15 protein-coding genes are annotated in these 20,472 nt (G+C 57.3%); 4 read left to right on the top strand and 11 right to left on the bottom strand.

The window, feature by feature from the left end; all coding sequences use genetic code 11:
• Window positions 1-6: 6 nt before the first annotated feature.
• The 10 genes from EV102420_RS13100 to EV102420_RS13055 form a co-directional block, all read right to left on the bottom strand.
• A complete protein-coding gene (locus tag EV102420_RS13100) occupies window positions 7-1,239 on the bottom strand; it encodes a winged helix-turn-helix domain-containing protein (RefSeq protein ID WP_042392433.1) in 1,233 nt (410 codons plus the stop codon).
• Between the two features lie 42 nt (window positions 1,240-1,281).
• Window positions 1,282-2,259 carry a tetraacyldisaccharide 4'-kinase gene (lpxK, locus tag EV102420_RS13095; protein WP_042392431.1) on the bottom strand — a complete coding sequence of 326 codons (978 nt, stop codon included), beginning with the start codon at window positions 2,257-2,259 and terminating at the stop codon, window positions 1,282-1,284.
• The gene (gene msbA, locus EV102420_RS13090; RefSeq protein ID WP_042392429.1) at window positions 2,256-4,004 is read right to left on the bottom strand and encodes a lipid A ABC transporter ATP-binding protein/permease MsbA; all 1,749 of its coding nucleotides are present in this window, start codon (window positions 4,002-4,004) and stop codon (window positions 2,256-2,258) included. Before msbA ends, lpxK begins: the two co-directional genes overlap by 4 nt.
• Before the next feature lie 36 nt (window positions 4,005-4,040).
• On the bottom strand, window positions 4,041-6,299 hold the full coding sequence (locus EV102420_RS13085) for a ComEC family protein (protein WP_042392428.1): 2,259 nt from the start codon (window positions 6,297-6,299) through the stop codon (window positions 4,041-4,043).
• 175 nt (window positions 6,300-6,474) lie between these two features.
• On the bottom strand, window positions 6,475-6,762 hold the full coding sequence (gene ihfB / locus EV102420_RS13080; protein ID WP_042392427.1) for an integration host factor subunit beta: 288 nt from the start codon (window positions 6,760-6,762) through the stop codon (window positions 6,475-6,477).
• Between the two features lie 125 nt (window positions 6,763-6,887).
• Window positions 6,888-8,561 (bottom strand): 30S ribosomal protein S1, encoded by a 1,674-nt coding sequence (gene rpsA / locus EV102420_RS13075; protein ID WP_042392425.1) that lies wholly within the window; start codon window positions 8,559-8,561, stop codon window positions 6,888-6,890.
• Window positions 8,562-8,702: 141 nt separating this feature from the next.
• On the bottom strand, window positions 8,703-9,386 hold the full coding sequence (gene cmk, locus EV102420_RS13070; protein WP_042392424.1) for a (d)CMP kinase: 684 nt from the start codon (window positions 9,384-9,386) through the stop codon (window positions 8,703-8,705).
• A 184-nt stretch (window positions 9,387-9,570) separates the two neighbouring features.
• Window positions 9,571-10,854: a 3-phosphoshikimate 1-carboxyvinyltransferase gene (gene aroA, locus EV102420_RS13065; protein WP_042392423.1), complete on the bottom strand. Its 1,284-nt coding sequence runs from the start codon at window positions 10,852-10,854 to the stop codon at window positions 9,571-9,573.
• A 69-nt stretch (window positions 10,855-10,923) separates the two neighbouring features.
• Window positions 10,924-12,012 carry a 3-phosphoserine/phosphohydroxythreonine transaminase gene (gene serC / locus EV102420_RS13060; protein ID WP_042392421.1) on the bottom strand — a complete coding sequence of 363 codons (1,089 nt, stop codon included), beginning with the start codon at window positions 12,010-12,012 and terminating at the stop codon, window positions 10,924-10,926.
• Window positions 12,013-12,173: 161 nt separating this feature from the next.
• Window positions 12,174-12,866: a DUF421 domain-containing protein gene (locus EV102420_RS13055; protein ID WP_042392419.1), complete on the bottom strand. Its 693-nt coding sequence runs from the start codon at window positions 12,864-12,866 to the stop codon at window positions 12,174-12,176.
• A gap of 138 nt (window positions 12,867-13,004) precedes the next feature.
• On the opposite strand from EV102420_RS13055, the gene ycaO reads away from it, so the two are divergent.
• The 4 genes from ycaO (at window position 13,005) to pflA (ending at window position 19,288) form a co-directional block, all read left to right on the top strand.
• Entirely contained in the window at window positions 13,005-14,771 is a 1,767-nt protein-coding gene (gene ycaO, locus EV102420_RS13050; protein ID WP_042392625.1) for a 30S ribosomal protein S12 methylthiotransferase accessory factor YcaO, read from the top strand.
• Between the two features lie 398 nt (window positions 14,772-15,169).
• The gene (focA, locus tag EV102420_RS13045; protein WP_042392417.1) at window positions 15,170-16,027 is read left to right on the top strand and encodes a formate transporter FocA; all 858 of its coding nucleotides are present in this window, start codon (window positions 15,170-15,172) and stop codon (window positions 16,025-16,027) included.
• 51 nt (window positions 16,028-16,078) lie between these two features.
• On the top strand, window positions 16,079-18,361 hold the full coding sequence (gene pflB / locus EV102420_RS13040) for a formate C-acetyltransferase (RefSeq protein ID WP_042392415.1): 2,283 nt from the start codon (window positions 16,079-16,081) through the stop codon (window positions 18,359-18,361).
• A 186-nt stretch (window positions 18,362-18,547) separates the two neighbouring features.
• Window positions 18,548-19,288 carry a pyruvate formate lyase 1-activating protein gene (gene pflA, locus EV102420_RS13035; RefSeq protein ID WP_042392413.1) on the top strand — a complete coding sequence of 247 codons (741 nt, stop codon included), beginning with the start codon at window positions 18,548-18,550 and terminating at the stop codon, window positions 19,286-19,288.
• A gap of 33 nt (window positions 19,289-19,321) precedes the next feature.
• On the opposite strand, the gene EV102420_RS13030 is transcribed toward pflA, so the two are convergent.
• Window positions 19,322-20,470: an MFS transporter gene (locus tag EV102420_RS13030; protein WP_042392410.1), complete on the bottom strand. Its 1,149-nt coding sequence runs from the start codon at window positions 20,468-20,470 to the stop codon at window positions 19,322-19,324.
• Window positions 20,471-20,472: the final 2 nt, after the last annotated feature.

Below are 20,472 nucleotides of genomic sequence, written 5' to 3'. Positions count from 1 at the left end.
ATTCCCCTAATCCGCAGCGGCAATTTCCCATTCGCCTTGCCTGTCGCTAAAGAGACCGTCCGGAAGGCGTTTGCAGACCACCTGCCGCGCGCCCTGCCAGCGGGCAAAATCCTCAATGGCCGCTGTAAGGCCACTCTCCAGCCTGCGGCCCGGCTTGATGTCCGGCTCCAGATACAGGGCAATAATTTCCAGCACGCCCGTTTTCCGGTGCATCTTGGCGTCCATCCGCCCCACCAGCTGCCCACAGTGCAGCAGCGGCAGGACAAAATAGCCGTACTGGCGTTTCGGTGCCGGGGTGTAGCACTCCAGCCGGTAGGTAAAGTTAAAGAGCTGCTCGGCGCGCTTGCGATCCCAAACCACCGGATCGAAGGGCGAGAGTACCGCGCTGTGGGTGGCGTGCAGCCTGCCCGCCTGGGCCAGCTCAAGTTCCGCCAGCAGGTCGGCGTGCACAAACGCCTCCCCCAGGGTTTCAACCTCTACACGCACCACTTTTTGCTCAGCCTGCCAGCGCGCCATCAGCGCGGGCAGTGCGGGCTGGCGCAGGCGGTAGTAGTCCGCCAGCCAGGCGGGGCGAAAAAGACCTAAGCTGCGGGCGCTCTTCTCCAGCATCCGATCCTCCGCCACCGCCTGAGAGAGCAGATCCCGCTCGTCATCCCAGTGGGGCATGACGCGGTGGGTCAGATCGTAGACGCGCTGAAAGTTGCGCCGCTCAACCACCATCACCTTACCGGCGGTAAACAGTCCCTCAAGGTGCCGCTTGTGCGGTTTCCACTCCCACCAGCCGCTGCTGCCTTTGCGCGGATGTTCGAAATCTGCCGAGCGTACCGGGCCATGCTCATGGATATGGGCAATAAGCTGCTCAATTTCAGCCGCGTGCTCATCCATCCAGGCCGCACGGTATTTCCAGCCCATATTTTCCGGAGCCAGCATCCGATGGCGCACCAGGGCAAAATCCTCACGCGGCAGGAAGCAGGCCTCATGCGCCCAGTACTCCATCAGATCGCCCCGGCGCAGCGCCTCATCGAGCCATGATGGCGAGTAGTCGCCGAGGCGGCTAAACAGCACCAGGTAGGGACTGCGGGCCACGATATTGATGGTGTCGATTTGCAGGAGTGACATTCGCTGAATGGTTGTCAGAATATCGGCAGGCCTGGCGCGGCGGCGCGGCTTTTTCAGCAGGCCCTGGGCAGCAAGATGGAGATGACGGGCGGCGGTAAGAGAGAGTTGCGGCACAGACATACGGGTTCCCGTGGTTAACAGGGCGCTGTCGGCACTGTGCCGCTAGCGCACCAGAGTGAGCAGATCCTGTAGCAGACGTTCCGGTTTATCGCCCTCCAGACGGGCGTCAACGGGTAGATACCACCAGCTCTCGTCGGCAAAGGCGCGGCACTTGACCGCATCCTTCTCGGTCATTACCAGCGTCTGGCCGGGTTGAATAAACCCGCTGACCTGCGCATAGCTGAGCGCCTGATGATCGGCCAGCGCAACGGTGTTCTCTACCGCTGCACTGCAGTCGGCCAGGGTTTGGAAGAAACGCGGCGGATGACCAATTCCGGCCATGGCAACCACGGCGGGGAGTTCATCAACCGGGCGGCGCTCGCCGCTCTTCAGGTTCACGGCAAGGCCTGGCTGCAGGCGCATCGGGATCTCATCTGCCCGCGCCTGGCCGCCGTTGGTTATCACCGCATCGACGGAACGCAGACGGGAGGCCCGCTCGCGCATCGGTCCGGCAGGCAGCCACCAGCCGTTGCCAAAGCGGCGTACGCCATCGATCACCACAATCTCTTTATCGCGGGCGAGACGGTAGTGCTGGAGGCCGTCGTCAGTCACAATAAGCTGGAGATCGTGCGCAGCCAGCAGGGCTTTCACCGCGTCGCTGCGCACCGGAGAGACCGCCACCGGCGCGCCGGTACGCTGATAGATCAGCACCGGCTCGTCGCCCGCCTGCTCCGTCGTTGTCTGTTGGTCCAGCACCAGCGGATAGCTATCCGCCTTGCCGCCGTAGCCGCGAGAGACCACGCCCACCCGCACGCCGCGCTGGCGCAGCTGCTCAACCAGCCAGATCACCACTGGCGTTTTGCCGTTGCCGCCCGCCGTGAGATTACCCACGACCACCACCGGCACCGGCGCGCGCCAGGCTTTTTTAATGCCCAGCCGGTAGCAGAGGCGGATCGCCCCGCTCACCAGGCCATAGAGCCAGGAGAGCGGAAGCAGCAGCAGCCACAGCGGTGATTCGCCTGACCAGATGCGAGCTATCATGCGCCAAACTGCATCTTATGCAGCTGGGCGTAGACACCCTGCTGAGCCAGCAGTTCGCCATGGCTACCGCGCTCAACGATACGACCATCTTCGACCACCACGATCTCGTCCGCCTTCTCAATGGTAGAGAGACGGTGGGCGATCACCAGCGAGGTGCGGTTTTTCTGCAGCTCGTCCAGCGCGGCCTGGATAGCGCGTTCAGACTCGGTATCCAGCGCCGAGGTGGCCTCGTCGAGGATCAGGATCGGGCTGTCGCGCAGCAGGGCACGGGCGATGGCGATACGCTGGCGCTGGCCGCCGGAGAGCAGCACGCCGTTCTCGCCGATAATGGTATCGAGGCCGTTATCCATCTTGCTGATAAAGTCCATGGCATAGGCCATGCGGGCAGCAGTTTCGATCTGCTCCCGGCTGTACTCTTCCGTGCGCGCATAGGCGATGTTATTCGCCACCGTGTCGTTAAAGAGGTGCACGTTTTGCGATACCAGCGCCACCTGATTACGCAGCGAGTGCAGCTTGTACTCGCGCAGATCGTGGCCGTCCAGCAGGATCTCTCCGCTGTCGGTGTCGTAGAAGCGGGTGATCAGGCTGGCAAGCGTCGATTTACCCGAGCCTGAACGACCCACCAGCGCCACGGTTTTGCCTGCGGCGATGTTCAGGTTGATGTCACGCAGCGCCGGGGTTTCACGCCCAGGATAGGTAAAGGTGACGTTGCGGAACTCCACGTTGCCTTCGGCACGCTCAATTTCGCGCTTCCCTTCGTCCTTCTCCTGCTCGCTGTCGAGAATAGCAAACAGTGTCTGACAGGCCGCCATGCCGCGCTGGAACTGGGCGTTAACGTTGGTCAGCGACTTCAGCGGGCGCATCAGGGCAATCATTGAGGAGAAGACCACGGTAATGGTCCCGGCGGTCAGGGTCTCCATCACGCTGGGGAAGCTCGCCGCATAAAGCACAAAGGCCAGCGCCAGGGAGGCGATCAGCTGAATGATCGGATCCGAGATCGAGGAGGCGGAGACCAGCTTCATCCCCTGCAGGCGCATCTTGTTGCTCACCTTGTCAAAGCGCTCGGTTTCGACCTGCTGGCCGCCAAACATCAGCACCTCTTTGTGGCCCTTCAGCATCTGTTCCGCGCTGGTGGTCACCTGCCCCATCGTATTCTGCATATTTTTGCTGATGCTACGGAAACGCTTCGATACCACGCGAATGGCAATCGAGACGATCGGGGCCAGCACGATCAGAATCACCGACAGCTGCCAGCTGTAGTAGAACATCATGATAAACAGGCCGATGATCGACGCCCCTTCACGCACTACGGTGATGAGCGCGTTGGAGGAGGAGGAGGCAACCTGCTCAGAGTCATAGGTGATACGGGAGAGCAGCGTCCCGGTGGACTGTTTGTCGAAGAAGGCGACGGGCATGCCCATCATGTGGCTAAACAGGCGACGGCGCATGCCCATCACCACTTTGCCAGAAACCCATGAGATACAGTAGCTTGAGATATAGCTGGTAATCCCACGCAGGATCATCAGGCCGATGATCACCAGCGGCATCCACAGCAGCACGGAGCGGTCCGTTTTGCCAAAACCATCATCGAGCAGCGGTTTCAGAAGCGATAGCATAAAGGTATCGCTGGCTGCGTTGAGGATCAGTGCGACCCCCGCCACGAACAGACCTGCTTTGAAAGGTGCAATCATTGGCCAGAGGCGGCGGAACGTTTGCCACGTAGAGAGATCTTTGTCGTTATGCATTCAAAAAACCAGCACTTGTTGAAATAGCCGCATATTCTACCCGTTATCTGCAGGGACGCCAAACCGCTGATGATACCAGCGGGGGAAAAGTTGTTCGCGCTGGCTGAGGATCGTCCAGCCCGTAGAGGAAAAATTGATGCTCGTTTGCCCCGCGTGCGGCGTGTCGTACCAGCGGTAGCCCTGCTGCCGGTAGCGGCGGATCACCTTTGTCGAGGGGAGTCGCCAGGCGTTGTAGCGCGAGGCGGAGGCCAGCGCCGCCTGGCCGTTGACCCGCTGGATCAGCGGCAGCGACGAAGAGGTGCTGCTGCCGTGGTGTGGGACCTGGATAAGTGTAGCCTGTAGATGCTGCCAGTAGCGGCTCAGCATGCGCTGCTCGGCGGGAGCTTCGATATCGCCGGTAAGCAGGATGCTCCGTCGACCGTCATCGACCTTCACGACGCAGGAGCCGTTATTTCCTTTCGCCACCTCCCCCGCCAGCGGCCAGTGTACGGTAAAGTTCAGCCCCTGCCACTGCCAGCGCTGGCCGCGAAAACAGGGTAGATGCCCGGCCCACCCCAGCGGACTGCGCACGGTCATCTTCGGCCACGCTTTTTGCAGCGTATCAAGCCCGCCCCGGTGATCGAGATGCTCATGGCTCAGGATAACGCCATCGGGCTGGAGATGATGCCAGCGTAGCCAGGGCACGATCAGCTGCTGAGCGCTGTCTCCGCCCGGCCACGCCATTCCAGTGTCATAGAGCATCGCGTGCTGGTTGCGGACAATGACCATCGCCAGCCCCTGCCCCACATCCAGCATGTGTACGGCCCACTCGTCGCTGCGGGCAGGACGCCCACGCGGCAGCGCCAGCAGCGTAACAATCGCCAGACTCAGAAACGGTGCTTTGGTGTAGATGCGTAGCCGCCAAAGCGCTATCGCCACCCACGGGAGCCAGACCAGCCCCTGCCAGCGCTGATCAATGTCATACCAGCCGTCAGGCAGCTGGCGTAAAAACCAAAACAGCAGCGCCAGGGTTTTATCTGCCAGCAGCCAGCTGCCGCTCTCAACGATCGCTGGGCCGCTCAGGTGCAGCAGCATGCCAGTGAGGATCAGTGGCACGGTAACAAAGGTCACCAGCGGTACGGCAATGAGATTGGCAGCGATGGAGGTCAGGCTGATGCCATGAAAAATAGTGACCTGAATGGGCAGAAGGAGGATCATCATCCCCGCCTGCAAATGTAGCAGGCTCAGGACGCTGCGCACGATGCGCCCTCCCGGCAGGTGGGGCAGCGGAAGCCACTGATACCAGAAGATCAGCGCGGCAACGGCAAACGCGGAGAGCCACAGGCTCTGGGAGAGAGTGGCAACAGGATCGATAAACAGGATCGCGGCTACGCAGCAGAGCCAGACCTGCCAGGGCGACCACTGCCGCCCGGAGAGGCGCAGCGCGCCCCAGACCATGAGGGAGACCGCTGTGCGCAGGGCCGGCGGCTGCATACCGCTAAGCCAGGCGTAGTAAACCGCGCAGGCAAGACCAAACAGCAGCGGGAGTCGCCAGCCGATCCTGTTGCCCGGCAGAAAAAACTGGAGGCCGCGCATCAGCAGCCAGCCCAAAGACGCCGCCAGGGCAATATGCAGCCCGGAGATGGCCATCAGGTGTGCGGTGCCGGTCTGGCGCATCAGGTTTTTGATATCAGCGCTTAACGTAGCGCGTTCCCCCATCCCGAGCCCTAGCATCACTGCCCGCCACGCGTAAGGCGTCAGCGTTTCACTCAGGGAGGCAAGATAGCGGGCGCGCAGGTCGCAGCGGAGGTCAATCGGCGTGGCGTGGATAAACCGCCCGCTCACGGGCTGATGCTGGGCTATGGCATAGCGCTGGGTATCGAAGCCGCCGTCGTTTAGCTGCCCATGTACGGCCCGCACTTTCAGCGTCATCTCCCAGCGCTGGCCAGCACACCCTGGCTGAGGCAGATACTGTCCGTAGAGCCTGATCCCCGGCGCAGGGAAGAGCCGCCTGCCGTCCAGCTGCTCGATAATGCCCCGGTGCGCGGTTATATTGTCGGTGGCGACGATCTTTACCACCGCCCGCTGGGTTGCCCCCGGCAGCGCTTTTGCTGGCCAGACGGCCTCCTGCGCGGCCAGTAAACCCCAGGCGAAAAAGAGCAGCCACAGCGCCAGCCAGCGGACGCGCGGCCAGCCCCCCAGCAGACAGCCAGCAACAATGATCGCCACGATGCCGCTGATTTCCGGCAGGGCCGGAAGCCATAGCAGGGGCAGAACGGCGGTAATCAGACAAAATGCAACGGCGGGCAAACCCATAGCCACCTCCTTGTGCCGCGAGTATGCAGGCATCGGGCAACGCTGTCGGCTATGGCTTTTCGGTTTTACGAGGCAGCTTCAGAAGGGATTGAAAAATCGTGGACGACAGAAATGAAAAAAGCACCCGCAGGTGCTCTCTTCAGAGAAGTACGTTTTCGCCAGTGCGGCGTAAAACCTACTCTTCGTAAATGTTGGCGCGGTCGCGCAGCTCTTTACCCGGCTTAAAGTGTGGGACATATTTGCCTTCCAGATCCACTTTATCGCCTGTTTTTGGGTTACGCCCGGTGCGTGGTGCCCGATAGTGCAGAGAGAAACTGCCGAAACCGCGGATCTCAATGCGCTCGCCCTGGGCCAGGGTCGAGGCCATATGCTCCAGCATCTCTTTCACGGCGTCTTCTACAGACTTGGCCGGAATGTGAGATTGTTGGCTTGCAAGTCTTTCGATCAATTCTGACTTGGTCATGATTCCTCCGGTTTCCTTAATCAGGAATATTCACTAACAGCAGATTAGACAAGGGCGGCCGTAGCCGCCCTTTGTTATTGATTACAGGACTAATCTTGTAATCTGTCAAGCTACCCGAGGGTAACTTATTCGCCTTTCGCTGCTTTGAACGCTTCAGCCATAGCGTTAGAGAAGTTGCCTTCTTCCTGTTTGTTGTTAACAGTAGCGATTGCATCTTTCTCGTCAGCTTCGTCTTTAGCACGAACAGACAGGCTGATGGCGCGGTTCTTACGATCAACACCGGTGAACTTAGCTTCAACTTCGTCGCCAACGCTCAGAACCAGAGTTGCGTCTTCAACGCGGTCACGGGAAGCTTCAGAAGCGCGCAGGTAGCCTTCAACACCGTCAGCCAGCTCTACGGTTGCGCCTTTCGCGTCAACTGCAGTCACTTTACCGGTTACGATTGCGCCTTTCTTGTTCAGGGCAACGTAGTTGTTGAACGGATCTTCTGCCAGCTGCTTAACGCCCAGGGAGATACGCTCGCGCTCTGCGTCAACCTGCAGAACAACCGCAGCGATTTCGTCGCCTTTTTTGTATTCACGAACTGCTTCTTCGCCTGTAACGTTCCAGGAGATGTCAGACAGGTGAACCAGGCCGTCGATGCCGCCGTCCAGGCCGATGAAGATACCGAAGTCAGTGATAGACTTGATTTTACCTTCAACACGGTCGCCCTTGTTGTGGGTTTCCGCGAACTGCTGCCATGGGTTGTTTTTGCACTGTTTCAGGCCCAGGGAGATACGACGACGTTCTTCGTCGATATCCAGAACCATCACTTCCACTACGTCGCCAACGTTAACAACTTTAGACGGGTGGATGTTTTTGTTGGTCCAGTCCATTTCGGAAACGTGCACCAGGCCTTCAACGCCTTCTTCGATTTCAACGAAGCAGCCGTAGTCGGTCAGGTTGGTTACGCGACCGGTCAGCTTGGTGCCTTCCGGGTAACGTTTAGCGATAGCAACCCACGGATCTTCGCCCAGCTGTTTCAGGCCGAGGGATACACGGGTACGCTCGCGGTCGAACTTCAGCACTTTAACAGTGATTTCGTCGCCAACGTTCACGATTTCGCTTGGGTGCTTAACGCGTTTCCATGCCATATCAGTGATGTGCAGCAGGCCGTCAACGCCGCCCAGATCAACGAATGCACCGTAGTCAGTGAGGTTCTTAACGATACCTTTAACTTCCATGCCTTCCTGCAGGTTTTCCAGCAGCTGATCGCGCTCTGCGCTGTTTTCAGACTCGATAACCGCACGACGGGAAACAACAACGTTGTTGCGTTTCTGGTCAAGCTTGATCACTTTGAACTCAAGCTCTTTGCCTTCCAGGTGCAGCGTATCGCGTACCGGACGCACGTCTACCAGAGAACCTGGCAGGAACGCACGAATACCGTTCAGCTCAACAGTGAAGCCACCTTTAACTTTGCCGTTGATAACACCAACTACAGTCTCAGCGTCTTCGTAAGCTTTTTCCAGCGTGATCCAAGCTTCGTGACGCTTAGCTTTCTCACGGGACAGCAGAGTTTCACCGAAGCCGTCTTCTACTGCATCCAGTGCAACGTCAACTTCGTCACCTACCTGGATTTCCAGCTCGCCCTGGGCGTTTTTGAACTGCTCTGCCGGAATGGCAGACTCAGATTTCAGACCGGCGTCAACCAGTACGATATCTTTGTCAATAGCAACAACAACACCACGAACGATGGAACCCGGACGGGTTTCGATTGTTTTTAAGGATTCTTCAAAGAGTTGAGCAAAAGATTCAGTCATGTTTAATCTTCAGGTTAATATAACGTCCACCTGGCTCCATGCCGGATGGGGTTGTTTCACATACCCGCTGTCACTCCGTTGCAGCGGGGGTACTACATAAACTTGCTACTATATAATCTTACTACTACAAATTCGGTCGCTTTAAGCGAGAGCCAACTTTTGGCGCGCGTATTGTAACGCTTTTTCAATCACTTGCTCAATGCTTAAACTGGTCGAATCCAGCACTAATGCATCGGCAGCGGGGACCAGCGGCGCTACGGGGCGATTACGATCGCGATCGTCGCGTTCTTTGATCTCGGCCAAAAGGCGTTCAAAGTTAACACTAAAGCCCTTCTCCTGCAACTGCAGCATGCGGCGGTGTGCGCGCTCTTCCGAGGAGGCATCGAGGAAAATCTTCACCGGCGCGTCGGGGAATACCACCGTACCCATGTCGCGGCCGTCGGCAATCAGGCCGGGCAGCTCGCGGAAGCCACGCTGGCGACGCAGCAGCGCCTCGCGCACACGAGGAAACGCGGCCACCTGGGAGGCCGCATTCGCCACCTCCTGGGTGCGGATTTCACCGCTCACGTCTTCGCCCTCAAGGATCACCTCTAGCTGGCCGTTAGTGGACACAAAGCGTACGTCGAGATGTGCAGCCAGCGGGACCAGCACCTCTTCCGAGGTAACGTCAACGTGATGATGCAGCGCAGCCAGCGCCAGCACGCGATAGATCGCACCCGAGTCGAGAAGATGCCACTGCAGCGCTTCAGCCATCGCCTGGCACAGAGTCCCTTTGCCCGCACCGCTTGGCCCATCAATGGTGATTACCGGGGCAGTTGCCGCCATCTTTTGCTCCTTATTAAAGGCTTACCATGAACGTAAACGCCGCGCATTATACGCGCCAACGTACGCAACTGTTATCTTTGCGTGTAAATTACGGAATTAATGAGAGAGAGTGTAGAAGAAATGGGCAGGAATGAGTGTGAGAAAGCGTAAGGAAATGCCGCATCGGAGGATGCGGCAGAGATAATCATGCAAAGGTGCTAATCCGCGCCAGCTGGTCGAAATAGTCCGGGAAGGTTTTCGCAGTACACTTCGGGTCGAGGATCGTCACCGGCGTCGTCGACAGGGCCACCAGCGAGAAGCACATCGCCATCCGGTGATCGTTATAGGTGGCAATGGACGCCTCCTGCAACGCCGCAGGCGGCGTGACGCGGATATAATCCTCGCCCTCTTCTACTTCCGCCCCCACCTTACGCAGCTCGGTCGCCATCGCAAACAGGCGATCGGTCTCTTTCACCCGCCAATTATAGATGTTGCGCAACGTGGTCGTCCCGCTGGCAAACAGCGCGGCGGTAGCAATGGTCATTGCCGCATCCGGAATATGGTTCATATCCATATCAATCGCTTTCAGCTCACCGCGGGTACAGGCGATGTAATCCTCGCCCCAGGTCACGGTCGCGCCCATCTTCTCCAGCACGTCGGCAAAGCGAATATCGCCCTGCACGCTGTTGCGCCCGATGCCAGTTACCTTCACCGTGCCGCCTTTAATGGCCGCCGCCGCGAGGAAATAGGAGGCGGATGACGCATCACCTTCCACCAGATAGTGACCCGGAGAGCGGTACTGCTGCCCGCCGCGCACCACAAAGCGCTGGTAATGCTGGTTCTCTACCTCGACGCCAAAGGTCTTCATCAGATGCAGCGTGATGTCGATATAGGGTTTTGAAACCAGATCGCCCTTGATGACGATCTCCGTGTCCTGGGACGCCAGCGGCGCGGTCATCAGCAGCGCGGTAAGGAACTGGCTGGAGACGCTGCCGTCTACCGCGACCTGGCCGCCGGTAAAGCCGCCGCGCAGGCGCAGCGGGGGGTAGTTCTCTTGCTCAAGATAGTCGATCTGGGCGCCGCCCTGACGCAACGCATCCACCAGATGGCCAATCGGACGCTCTTTCATGCGCGGTTCGCCGGTCAGCACAACGTTGCTGCTGCCGAGACACAGCGCTGCCGCTAGCGGACGCATCGCGGTACCGGCATTGCCGAGGAACAATTCAACATCTTCTGCAGAGCGTAACGCGCCGCCGTTGCCGGTCACTTCACAGCAGGTACGATCGTCAGAGAGCGTGTAATGAACGCCTAACGCTTTCAGCGCATTGAGCATATGGCGCACGTCATCGCTGTCTAGCAGGTTAGTGAGGACGGTGGTGCCGTTTGCCAGCGCAGCCAGCAGCAGAGCGCGGTTCGAGACACTCTTAGAACCAGGCAGATTAATGTTGCCGTCTACGCGCGCAATAGGTTGTAACGTCAGGGATTCCATGAAACTCAACTCTCAACTCAACATAATAAAAACCCCGCAGCAGGCGTGCGGGGGTGAAAAAAAGCGCAATTAACCGTGGCGACGTTCGAAGTCGACCATGAAATCGGTCAGGGCTTTGACGCCCGCCAGCGGCATGGCGTTATAGATGGAGGCACGCATTCCGCCAACGACGCGGTGGCCTTTCAGGGCATGCAGACCGGCGGCAAAGGACTCCTCCAGGAAGAGGCTGTCGAGTTTGCTGTCCGCCAGCTGGAACGGCACGTTCATGCGCGAGCGGTTCGCGACCGCCACGTCGTTACGGTAGAAGTCGCTGCCGTCAATAACGCCGTACAGCAGTTCGGATTTCTGCTGGTTGATGGCATTCATCGCCGTGACGCCGCCGTTTTGCTTCAGCCACTTGAACACCAGGCCAGAGAGATACCAGGCGAAGGTCGGCGGGGTGTTGAACATAGAGTCGTTGTCGTTCAGCACGCTGTAATCCAGAATCGACGGGCAGGATTTATGGGCTTTACCCAACAGATCGTCGCGCACGATCACCAGCGTCAGGCCTGCCGGGCCGATGTTTTTCTGCGCCCCGGCGTAGATCACGCCGTAGCGGCTGACGTCAAGCGGCGCAGACAGGATCGTCGACGAGAGATCCGCCGTAACGACAACGTTATCGCCAAACTCAGGCTCTTCGTGAATGGCGATGCCGTCGATGGTCTCGTTCGGGCAGTAGTGCAGGTAGGCGGCATCGTTAGAGAGCTGCCAGTCACGCATCGGCTTCACCGCGCGCAGTCCGTCGACGGTGGTTTTGGCATCAATCACGTTCGGCGTACAGTATTTATGCGCCTCTTTTACCGCGCTGGCGGCCCAGTAACCGGCATCAACGTAATCCGCCGTGGTTTTATCCCCCAGCAGGTTCAATGGAATGCCCGCAAACTGGCCGCGACCGCCACCGTGACAGAACAGAACCTTATAGTTCTCAGGGATGCTTAACAGATCGCGAAAATCCTGCTCCGCCTCTTCTGCGCACTGGATAAATGGCTTACCGCGGTGGCTAATCTCCATGACCGACGTGCCAAGACCCTGCCAATCGCAGAGCTCCTGCTGAGCCTGTTTAAGCACCTCTGTCGGCAACATCGCCGGACCAGAACTAAAATTAAAGACCTGTGTCATTTCCTCTCACCACGCTGAAAGCAATAAGTTATTCCTGTGACATCGGTTGTACCATTGCGCGTCACCCGCCGCAACGGGTATTCCGACAGCGGGAAGAAATGTGCGCTCAGTCACATAGCAGAATATTTTGTGCTGTTCTGCGGCGGTGGCGAAAAACCCTGTCAGGTGATGCGAATCGCCCGGCTGGCCTTCGTCCATTCTGGATTTTTGCAGCGCGGACAGGGTTGTTTTTCTCCTGCCTGCATCGCAATCACCTCGCTGCATTTTACGCAGGCGTAGTCGCCGGTCTCTGGCGCGACGATAAAGCGCGGCACAAGTCCCGCCGGCAGCAGCGACAGCCCAGGGCGCACGTCCTCATCGCGATAGTAGTAGGTACTGATCTGCCCGTTGGTTTCCATGATGGCCAGCCGAATCTGCCCCAGCTGCTCCACGCCGCTGACCCGCAGCTCCATATAGAACTCGACCTCGGTTAGGTTGGCCGCTCTCAGCTTGTCCCACGCCAGCTCGCCCTCCTCTACAATGATAATTGGCTTGCCTTCCAGCAGATCCTCAAGCCGTTCACTGTGGGCCATCAGCCACATCACCAGCCGGTAGAACAGCGCCAGCGAGACAAACACTACCAGCACCGGCAGCATCGGTACGTCGTCATAGAAGGCAACGTCCCCCGCCGCCGAGCCGAGGGTTAGAATGATCAGCACCTCGAAGAGCGACATCTGCCGCACGCCGCGCCGCCCGGCGATCTTCAGGAACAGAAAAACGAGGATAAAGGTGTAGAGACTTCGCAGCGCAACTTCTCCCAGGAAGTCGAGCGGCGCCTTGTCCAGCATCATGCGATGCAAATCGAATGCTTTCATTTTCTTTTGCCTAAACAGGACGTTAGTTTCTACAAGCATAGCTCGCGCTTTTATTTTCGTCCTCCGGCGCAGGAAGATAGCGCCGTTCACCTAAAACCCGTATCATTGCGCGCTTTCCGTACGAATAAAGTGACGCTCATGACGCAAACATTTATCCCCGGCAAAGATGCCGCTCTGGAAGACTCCATCGCCCGCTTCCAGCAGAAACTGCTCGACCTTGGCTTCGATATCGAAGAGGCCTCCTGGCTGAACCCGGTGCCTAACGTCTGGTCCGTGCATATCCGCGATAAAGCCTGCGCCCTCTGCTTTACCAACGGTAAAGGCGCAACCAAAAAAGCCGCGCTGGCCTCTGCCCTTGGCGAGTACTTCGAGCGTCTCTCTACCAACTACTTCTTTGCCGACTTCTGGCTGGGCGATGAGATCGCTAACGGCCCGTTTGTTCACTATCCGAACGAGAAGTGGTTCCCGCTGCCGGAAGACGACTCGCTGCCGGAAGGTATTCTCGACGCCCGCCTGCGCGCATTCTACGATCCGGAAGGCGAGCTGGCCGCCGGCATGCTGATTGACCTGCAGTCAGGCAACGATGAACGCGGCATCTGTGGTCTGCCGTTTACCCGTCAGTCAGACCAGCAGACGGTCTACATCCCGATGAATATCGTCGGCAACCTGTACGTCTCCAACGGCATGTCCGCCGGTAACACCCGCAACGAAGCCCGCGTGCAGGGTCTGTCGGAAGTGTTTGAGCGCCACATCAAGAACCGCATTATCGCGGAAAGCATCAGCCTGCCGGAGATCCCGCAAGAGGTGCTGGCCCGCTATCCGGGCGTGGTAGAGTCTATTGCCACTCTGGAAGCAGAAGGCTTCCCGATCTTTGCCTACGACGCCTCGCTGGGCGGCAAATACCCGGTGATCTGCGTCGTGCTGTTTAACCCCGCTAACGGCACCTGTTTCGCCTCCTTCGGCGCGCACCCGGACTTTGGCGTAGCGCTGGAGCGTACCGTGACAGAGCTGCTGCAGGGCCGTGGCCTGAAGGATCTCGACGTCTTCACCCCGCCGACCTTCGATGATGAAGAGGTCGCCGAGCATGCCAACCTGGAGACCCACTTTATCGACTCCAGCGGCCTGATCTCCTGGGATATGTTCAAGCAGGACGCCGACTATCCGTTCGTGGACTGGAGCTTCTCCGGCACCACCGAAGAGGAGTTTGCGACCCTGATGGCCATCTTCCGTGCCGAGGATAAAGAGGTCTACATCGCCGACTACGAGCATCTGAGCGTCTACGCCTGCCGTATTATCGTGCCGGGCATGTCCGACATCTATCCGGCAGAGGATCTCTGGCTGGCGAACAACAGCATGGGGAGCCACCTGCGCGAAACTATCCTTGCTCTGCCGGGCAGCGAGTGGGAGAAAGAGGCGTACCTCGACCTGATCGCCCAGCTGGACGAAGAGGGCCACGATGACTTTACCCGCGTACGTGAGCTGTTAGGCATTGCCACCGGGAAAGACAACGGCTGGTACACCCTGCGCATTGGCGAGCTGAAGGCGATGCTGGCGCTGGCCGGTGGCGATCTTGAGCAGGCCCTGATCTGGACCGAATGGACGATGGAGTTCAACGCCTCCGTCTTTACCCCGGCGCGGGCGAACTACTACCGCTGCCTGCAGACTCTGCTGCTGCTGGCGCAGGAAGAAGAGCGCCAGCCGCTGCAGTATCTCAACGCCTTTGTCCGCATGTACGGCGCGGATGCGGTAGAGGCCGCCAGTGCAGCGATGAGCGGCGAAGCGCCGTTCTATGGCCTACAGGCGGCAGACGGTACGCTGGAGGCGTTCCCGGCTCACCGCTCCCTGCTGGCAGCCTACGAGAAGCTGCAGCGGGCCAAACAGGCTTTCTGGCCAAAAGAAGCGTAAATAACACTATAAGCTGTAGGCGTATTGCGACAGCCAGGCTATATTACGGGGCAATTTGATTGCCCCGTTTTTTATCTATTTTTGCAAAGAATTATAAATGTAATAATTAGGTTACTCATAAGTAATATTCTTTATTGATACTCAGGCATATTGTTACTTTTTGGCAGAATTACTCCATTGTAATTAACGCGCCTGCGGTGAGGCCAAAAAAATATTCAAAACATTTTATAATTTTTAAACTTTATTTATTAATTCAAAATCAATAAGTTACCAATAAAAACAGCTAAAACCTTAGACTCTAAAGGCCTATAACACGGACGAGATATGATCCATATCAAGTTCTCTCCTATAATGCTTTGTTAGTATCTCATTGCCAACTTAATGAAGAGAGAGTTAGTGTGAAAGCTGACAACCCTTTTGATTTGATACTTCCCCCTGCGATGGCAAAAGTTGCCGAAGAGGCGGGTGTCTATAAAGCCACAAAGCGTCCGATGACGACGTTCTTCCTGGCGATTACCGCCGGGGTGTTCATCTCCATCGCCTTTGTTTTCTATATTACCTCCACCACCGGCACCGCCGCGATGCCGTACGGTGTTGCTAAACTGATTGGCGGGATCTGCTTCTCACTGGGCCTGATTTTGTGCGTTATCTGCGGCGCGGATCTCTTTACCTCGACGGTACTTATCGTGGTGGCAAAGGCCAGCGGCAAAATCACCTGGGGCCAACTGGCACGCAACTGGATCAACGTTTACGTTGGCAACCTGGTTGGCTGTCTGCTCTTTGTGCTGCTGATGTGGCTTTCCGGTGAGTACATGACCGCCAACGGCGGCTGGGGACTCAACGTCCTGCAAACCGCTGACCACAAAATGCACCATACTTTTATTGAAGCCGTCGCACTCGGCATCCTGGCAAACCTGATGGTCTGTCTGGCCGTATGGATGAGCTACTCAGGCCGCAGCCTGATGGACAAAGCCATGATTATGGTCCTGCCGGTTGCCATGTTTGTTGCCAGCGGCTTTGAGCACAGCATCGCAAACATGTTCCTGATCCCGCTGGGTATCGTAATTCGTGATTTTGCTACGCCGGAGTTCTGGACCGCGGTCGGTTCGTCTCCAGCCAATTTTTCTCATCTGACCGTGATGAACTTCATCACTGATAATCTGATCCCCGTAACGATTGGGAACATTATCGGTGGGGGTTTACTGGTTGGGTTGACATACTGGGTCATTTACCTGCGTGGCGATAACCATCATTGATGGCTGTTCCAGGCAGTAAATAAAAAATCCACTTAAGAAGGTAGGTGTTACATGTCCGAGCTTAATGAAAAGTTAGCCACAGCATGGGAAGGTTTCGTTGAAGGTGACTGGCAGAAAGCGGTCAACGTCCGTGACTTTATCCAGAAAAACTACGCTCCTTACGAGGGCGACGAATCTTTCCTGGCCGGTGCCACTGAAGCTACCACCACGCTGTGGGACAAAGTAATGGAAGGCGTCAAACTGGAGAACCGCACCCATGCGCCAGTTGACTTCGACACCTCTGTTGCGTCCACCATCACCTCTCACGACGCTGGCTACATCAACAAGGCGCTGGAGAAAATCGTTGGTCTGCAAACTGAAGCGCCGCTGAAACGTGCGATTATCCCGTTCGGTGGTATCAAAATGGTTGAAGGTTCCTGCAAAGCGTACAACCGCGAGCTGGACCCGATGCTGAAAAAGATCTTCACTGAATACCGCAAGACCCACAACCAGGGCGTATTTGATGTTTACACCAAAGACATCCTGAACTGCCGTAAATCTGGCGTGCTGACCGGTCTGCCGGACGCCTACGGCCGTGGCCGTATCATCGGTGACTACCGTCGCGTTGCGCTGTACGGTATCGACTTCCTGATGAAAGACAAATACGCTCAGTTCCTCTCTCTGCAAGATAAACTGGAAAACGGCGAAGATCTGGAAGCGACCATCCGTCTGCGTGAAGAGATCTCCGAACAGTATCGCGCACTGGGCCAGATCAAAGAGATGGCAGCGAAATATGGCTGCGATATCTCCGGTCCGGCAACCACTGCTCAGGAAGCGGTTCAGTGGACCTACTTCGGCTACCTGGCCGCGGTGAAATCCCAGAACGGTGCAGCCATGTCCTTTGGCCGTGTCTCTACCTTCCTTGACGTTTACATCGAACGCGACCTGAAAGCCGGTAAAATCACCGAGCAGGACGCGCAGGAGATGATTGACCACCTGGTCATGAAACTGCGTATGGTTCGCTTCCTGCGTACCCCTGAGTATGATGAGCTGTTCTCCGGTGACCCGATCTGGGCAACCGAATCCATCGCCGGTATGGGCGTTGATGGCCGTACCCTGGTTACTAAAAACAGCTTCCGCTTCCTGAACACCCTGTACACCATGGGGCCGTCTCCGGAGCCGAACATCACCGTACTGTGGTCTGAAAAACTGCCGCTGGGCTTCAAAAAATACGCAGCGAAGGTCTCTATCGACACCTCTTCCCTGCAGTATGAAAACGATGACCTGATGCGTCCTGACTTCAACAACGACGACTACGCTATCGCTTGCTGCGTAAGCCCGATGGTTGTTGGTAAGCAAATGCAGTTCTTCGGCGCGCGTGCTAACCTGGCGAAAACCATGCTGTACGCTATCAACGGCGGCGTTGATGAAAAACTGAAAATGCAGGTGGGTCCGAAATCTGAACCGATCAAAGGCGATGTTCTGAACTTTGACGAAGTCATGGAGCGTATGGATCACTTCATGGACTGGCTGGCTAAGCAGTACGTGACTGCCCTGAACATCATCCACTACATGCACGACAAGTACAGCTACGAAGCTTCCCTGATGGCGCTGCACGACCGTGACGTTATCCGCACCATGGCCTGTGGTATCGCTGGCCTGTCCGTTGCGGCTGACTCCCTGTCCGCTATCAAATATGCGAAAGTAAAACCGATTCGTGATGAAGACGGTCTGGCGACTGACTTTGAAATCGAAGGTGAATACCCGCAGTTTGGTAACAACGATTCACGTGTTGATGACCTGGCGGTTGACCTGGTTGAACGTTTCATGAAGAAAATTCAGAAACTGACTACCTATCGCAACGCTATCCCGACCCAGTCCGTTCTGACCATCACTTCTAACGTCGTGTATGGTAAGAAAACCGGTAACACCCCGGACGGTCGTCGTGCTGGCGCGCCGTTTGGCCCAGGTGCTAACCCGATGCACGGTCGCGATCAGAAAGGTGCCGTTGCCTCTCTGACATCCGTGGCTAAACTGCCGTTCGCCTACGCTAAAGATGGTATCTCTTACACCTTCTCTATCGTTCCGAACGCGCTGGGTAAAGACGATGAAGTGCGTAAAACCAACCTGGCAGGCCTGATGGATGGTTACTTCCACCACGAGTCTTCCATCGAAGGCGGTCAGCACCTCAACGTGAACGTTATGAACCGTGAAATGCTGCTTGATGCGATGGAGCACCCGGAAAAATATCCGCAGCTGACCATCCGTGTTTCCGGTTACGCGGTACGTTTTAACTCCCTGACGAAAGAGCAGCAGCAGGACGTTATCACCCGTACCTTCACGCAAACCATGTAATGGTTGACTGAAAAAGCGTACAATAAAGGCTCCACGATCGTGGGGCCTTTTTAGTAAACGCGCCCTCTCCTTCGAGCCTGCTTTGCCAACTGTCCTGCCTCCGGGCCGCTGGCAAAACAGACTTAAACATAGCGGAAAGCTGTGCAAATACAGGCCCGGGACGGGCCATATCCGGAGAACCTCGCAATGTCAGTTATCGGTCGCATTCACTCCTTTGAATCCTGTGGCACAGTTGATGGCCCGGGGATCCGCTTTATCACCTTCTTTCAGGGCTGCCTGATGCGCTGCCTCTACTGCCACAACCGTGATACCTGGGATACCCACGGCGGCAAAGAGGTTACCGTTGAAGAGCTGATGAAAGAGGTCGTGACCTATCGCCACTTTATGAACGCGTCCGGCGGCGGCGTAACGGCCTCCGGCGGCGAGGCTATCCTGCAGGCCGAGTTTGTGCGCGACTGGTTCCGCGCCTGCCATCAGGAAGGCATTCACACCTGTCTGGACACTAACGGCTTTGTTCGCCGCTACGATCCGGTGATCGACGAGCTGCTGGAGGTTACCGATCTGGTGATGCTCGATCTCAAGCAGATGAATGATGAGATTCACCAGAATCTGGTCGGCGTCTCTAACCACCGTACGCTGGAGTTCGCCCAGTATCTGTCGAAGAAGAACATTAAGGTCTGGATCCGCTATGTGGTGGTGCCGGGCTGGTCAGACGACGACGACTCTGCGCATCGCCTGGGTGAGTTTACCCGCGATATGGGCAACGTTGAGAAGATTGAGCTGCTGCCCTATCACGAGCTGGGCAAGCACAAATGGGTTGCGATGGGCGAAGAGTACAAGCTTGATGGTATCCATCCGCCGAAGAAAGAGACCATGGATCGCGTGAAAGGCATTCTGGAGCAGTACGGTCACAAGGTCATGTATTAATAAAAAGCCCGGTCTGAACCGGGCTTTTTTATATCAGGCGTGTGCCACAGGCGTCGGATGCTGGCCCGCTTTGCGCAGCAGCATCATCAGGTAAATAAACGACACGCTGGCGATCATCACAAAGAGCAGGTTGTCGGAGTAGTTCTGCATCAGCATTGAGGTCAGGGTCGGCCCCAGCAGGCTGCCGACGGTGTAGCTCAGCAGCAAAGCCTGGTTCATCGCCACCAGCTGATGCGGCTCAACCTTCTCACAGGCCCATGCCATGGCTACCGGGTAGAGCGTAAAGCCCGCCGCACCGAGCACGAACAGCGCCGGAGCCATCGCGGCGTTGCCCAGCATCGCCAGACAGCCGACGATCACCACAAACACCTGCACGCGCAGCACCAGCAGGCGGCCAAAGCGATCCGCCAGCTTGCCCACCGGCCACTGGCCGAAAATACCGGCGCTGATCAGCACCGCCATCCAGAAACCAATTCCGGCATCGCTCACCCCATGATGGTTCAGCCACAGCGGCATCAGACCATACAGCGAGCCAAGAATAATACCCGAGATAACGCAGCCGTTAACGCCCAGACGCGCCTGACGCAGGCGCAGCATCGGCCACATTGTCGTCGCCTCCTGATGCTCGCTATGCTCGTTCACAATACGGGTGAAGAGCAGCGGCAGGATCGCAGCCAGGATCAGCCCGGTAACCCACGGCATAACCTGCATCAGCCCGGTTGGCAGCTTGCTGACCATCAGCTGGCCCAGCACCGTACCCACGTAGTAGATCATCATATAGGCAGCCAGCAGGCGGCCACGGTTGCGCGAGGTGCCGCTGCACATCAGGCCGCTCTCAACCACCACCCAGATCATGGCACAGCCGACGCCAGCCACGAAGCGCCATACCATCCAGCTCCAGAAGCCCACCATCAGCCCCATTCCCACGCAGCCTGTAGCAAAAATCAGCGAGGCGATGTAGTAGCTGCGGTTGAAACCGAAGCGTTTGATCAGGCGACCGCAGAGCAGCGTGCCGACCAGGTTACCGGTGAAAAAGGCGGAGCCAACCATACCTACCTGCCATGTCGGCAAGTTTTCATGGGCGAGCCAAAGCGGCACGAGCGTGTTTAGCGTCGCGATCGACAGGGTCAACAACAACAGGCCACAGAGCAGCAGTAGCACCGGGCGGGTATAGATAGGCATGG

This window comes from Pseudescherichia vulneris NBRC 102420 (assembly GCF_000759795.1).
GTDB lineage: Bacteria > Pseudomonadota > Gammaproteobacteria > Enterobacterales > Enterobacteriaceae > Pseudescherichia > Pseudescherichia vulneris.
Note: the sequence above shows the minus strand (reverse complement) of the source record. Positions and strands in the feature narration are given on the sequence as shown.

Bases quoted from the DNA above. Each gene is read 5' to 3' on its own strand.
- rpsA (WP_042392425.1), bottom strand. From the start codon at position 8,561: ATGACTGAATCTTTTGCTCAACTCTTTGAAGAATCCTTAAAAACAATC.
- lpxK (WP_042392431.1), bottom strand. From the start codon at position 2,259: ATGATAGCTCGCATCTGGTCAGGCGAATCACCGCTGTGGCTGCTGCTG.
- EV102420_RS13030 (WP_042392410.1), bottom strand. From the start codon at position 20,470: ATGCCTATCTATACCCGCCCGGTGCTACTGCTGCTCTGTGGCCTGTTG.
- EV102420_RS13100 (WP_042392433.1), bottom strand. From the start codon at position 1,239: ATGTCTGTGCCGCAACTCTCTCTTACCGCCGCCCGTCATCTCCATCTT.
- pflB (WP_042392415.1), top strand. From the start codon at position 16,079: ATGTCCGAGCTTAATGAAAAGTTAGCCACAGCATGGGAAGGTTTCGTT.
- cmk (WP_042392424.1), bottom strand. From the start codon at position 9,386: ATGGCGGCAACTGCCCCGGTAATCACCATTGATGGGCCAAGCGGTGCG.
- EV102420_RS13055 (WP_042392419.1), bottom strand. From the start codon at position 12,866: ATGAAAGCATTCGATTTGCATCGCATGATGCTGGACAAGGCGCCGCTC.
- ycaO (WP_042392625.1), top strand. From the start codon at position 13,005: ATGACGCAAACATTTATCCCCGGCAAAGATGCCGCTCTGGAAGACTCC.
- aroA (WP_042392423.1), bottom strand. From the start codon at position 10,854: ATGGAATCCCTGACGTTACAACCTATTGCGCGCGTAGACGGCAACATT.
- msbA (WP_042392429.1), bottom strand. From the start codon at position 4,004: ATGCATAACGACAAAGATCTCTCTACGTGGCAAACGTTCCGCCGCCTC.
- EV102420_RS13085 (WP_042392428.1), bottom strand. From the start codon at position 6,299: ATGGGTTTGCCCGCCGTTGCATTTTGTCTGATTACCGCCGTTCTGCCC.
- ihfB (WP_042392427.1), bottom strand. From the start codon at position 6,762: ATGACCAAGTCAGAATTGATCGAAAGACTTGCAAGCCAACAATCTCAC.
- serC (WP_042392421.1), bottom strand. From the start codon at position 12,012: ATGACACAGGTCTTTAATTTTAGTTCTGGTCCGGCGATGTTGCCGACA.
- pflA (WP_042392413.1), top strand. From the start codon at position 18,548: ATGTCAGTTATCGGTCGCATTCACTCCTTTGAATCCTGTGGCACAGTT.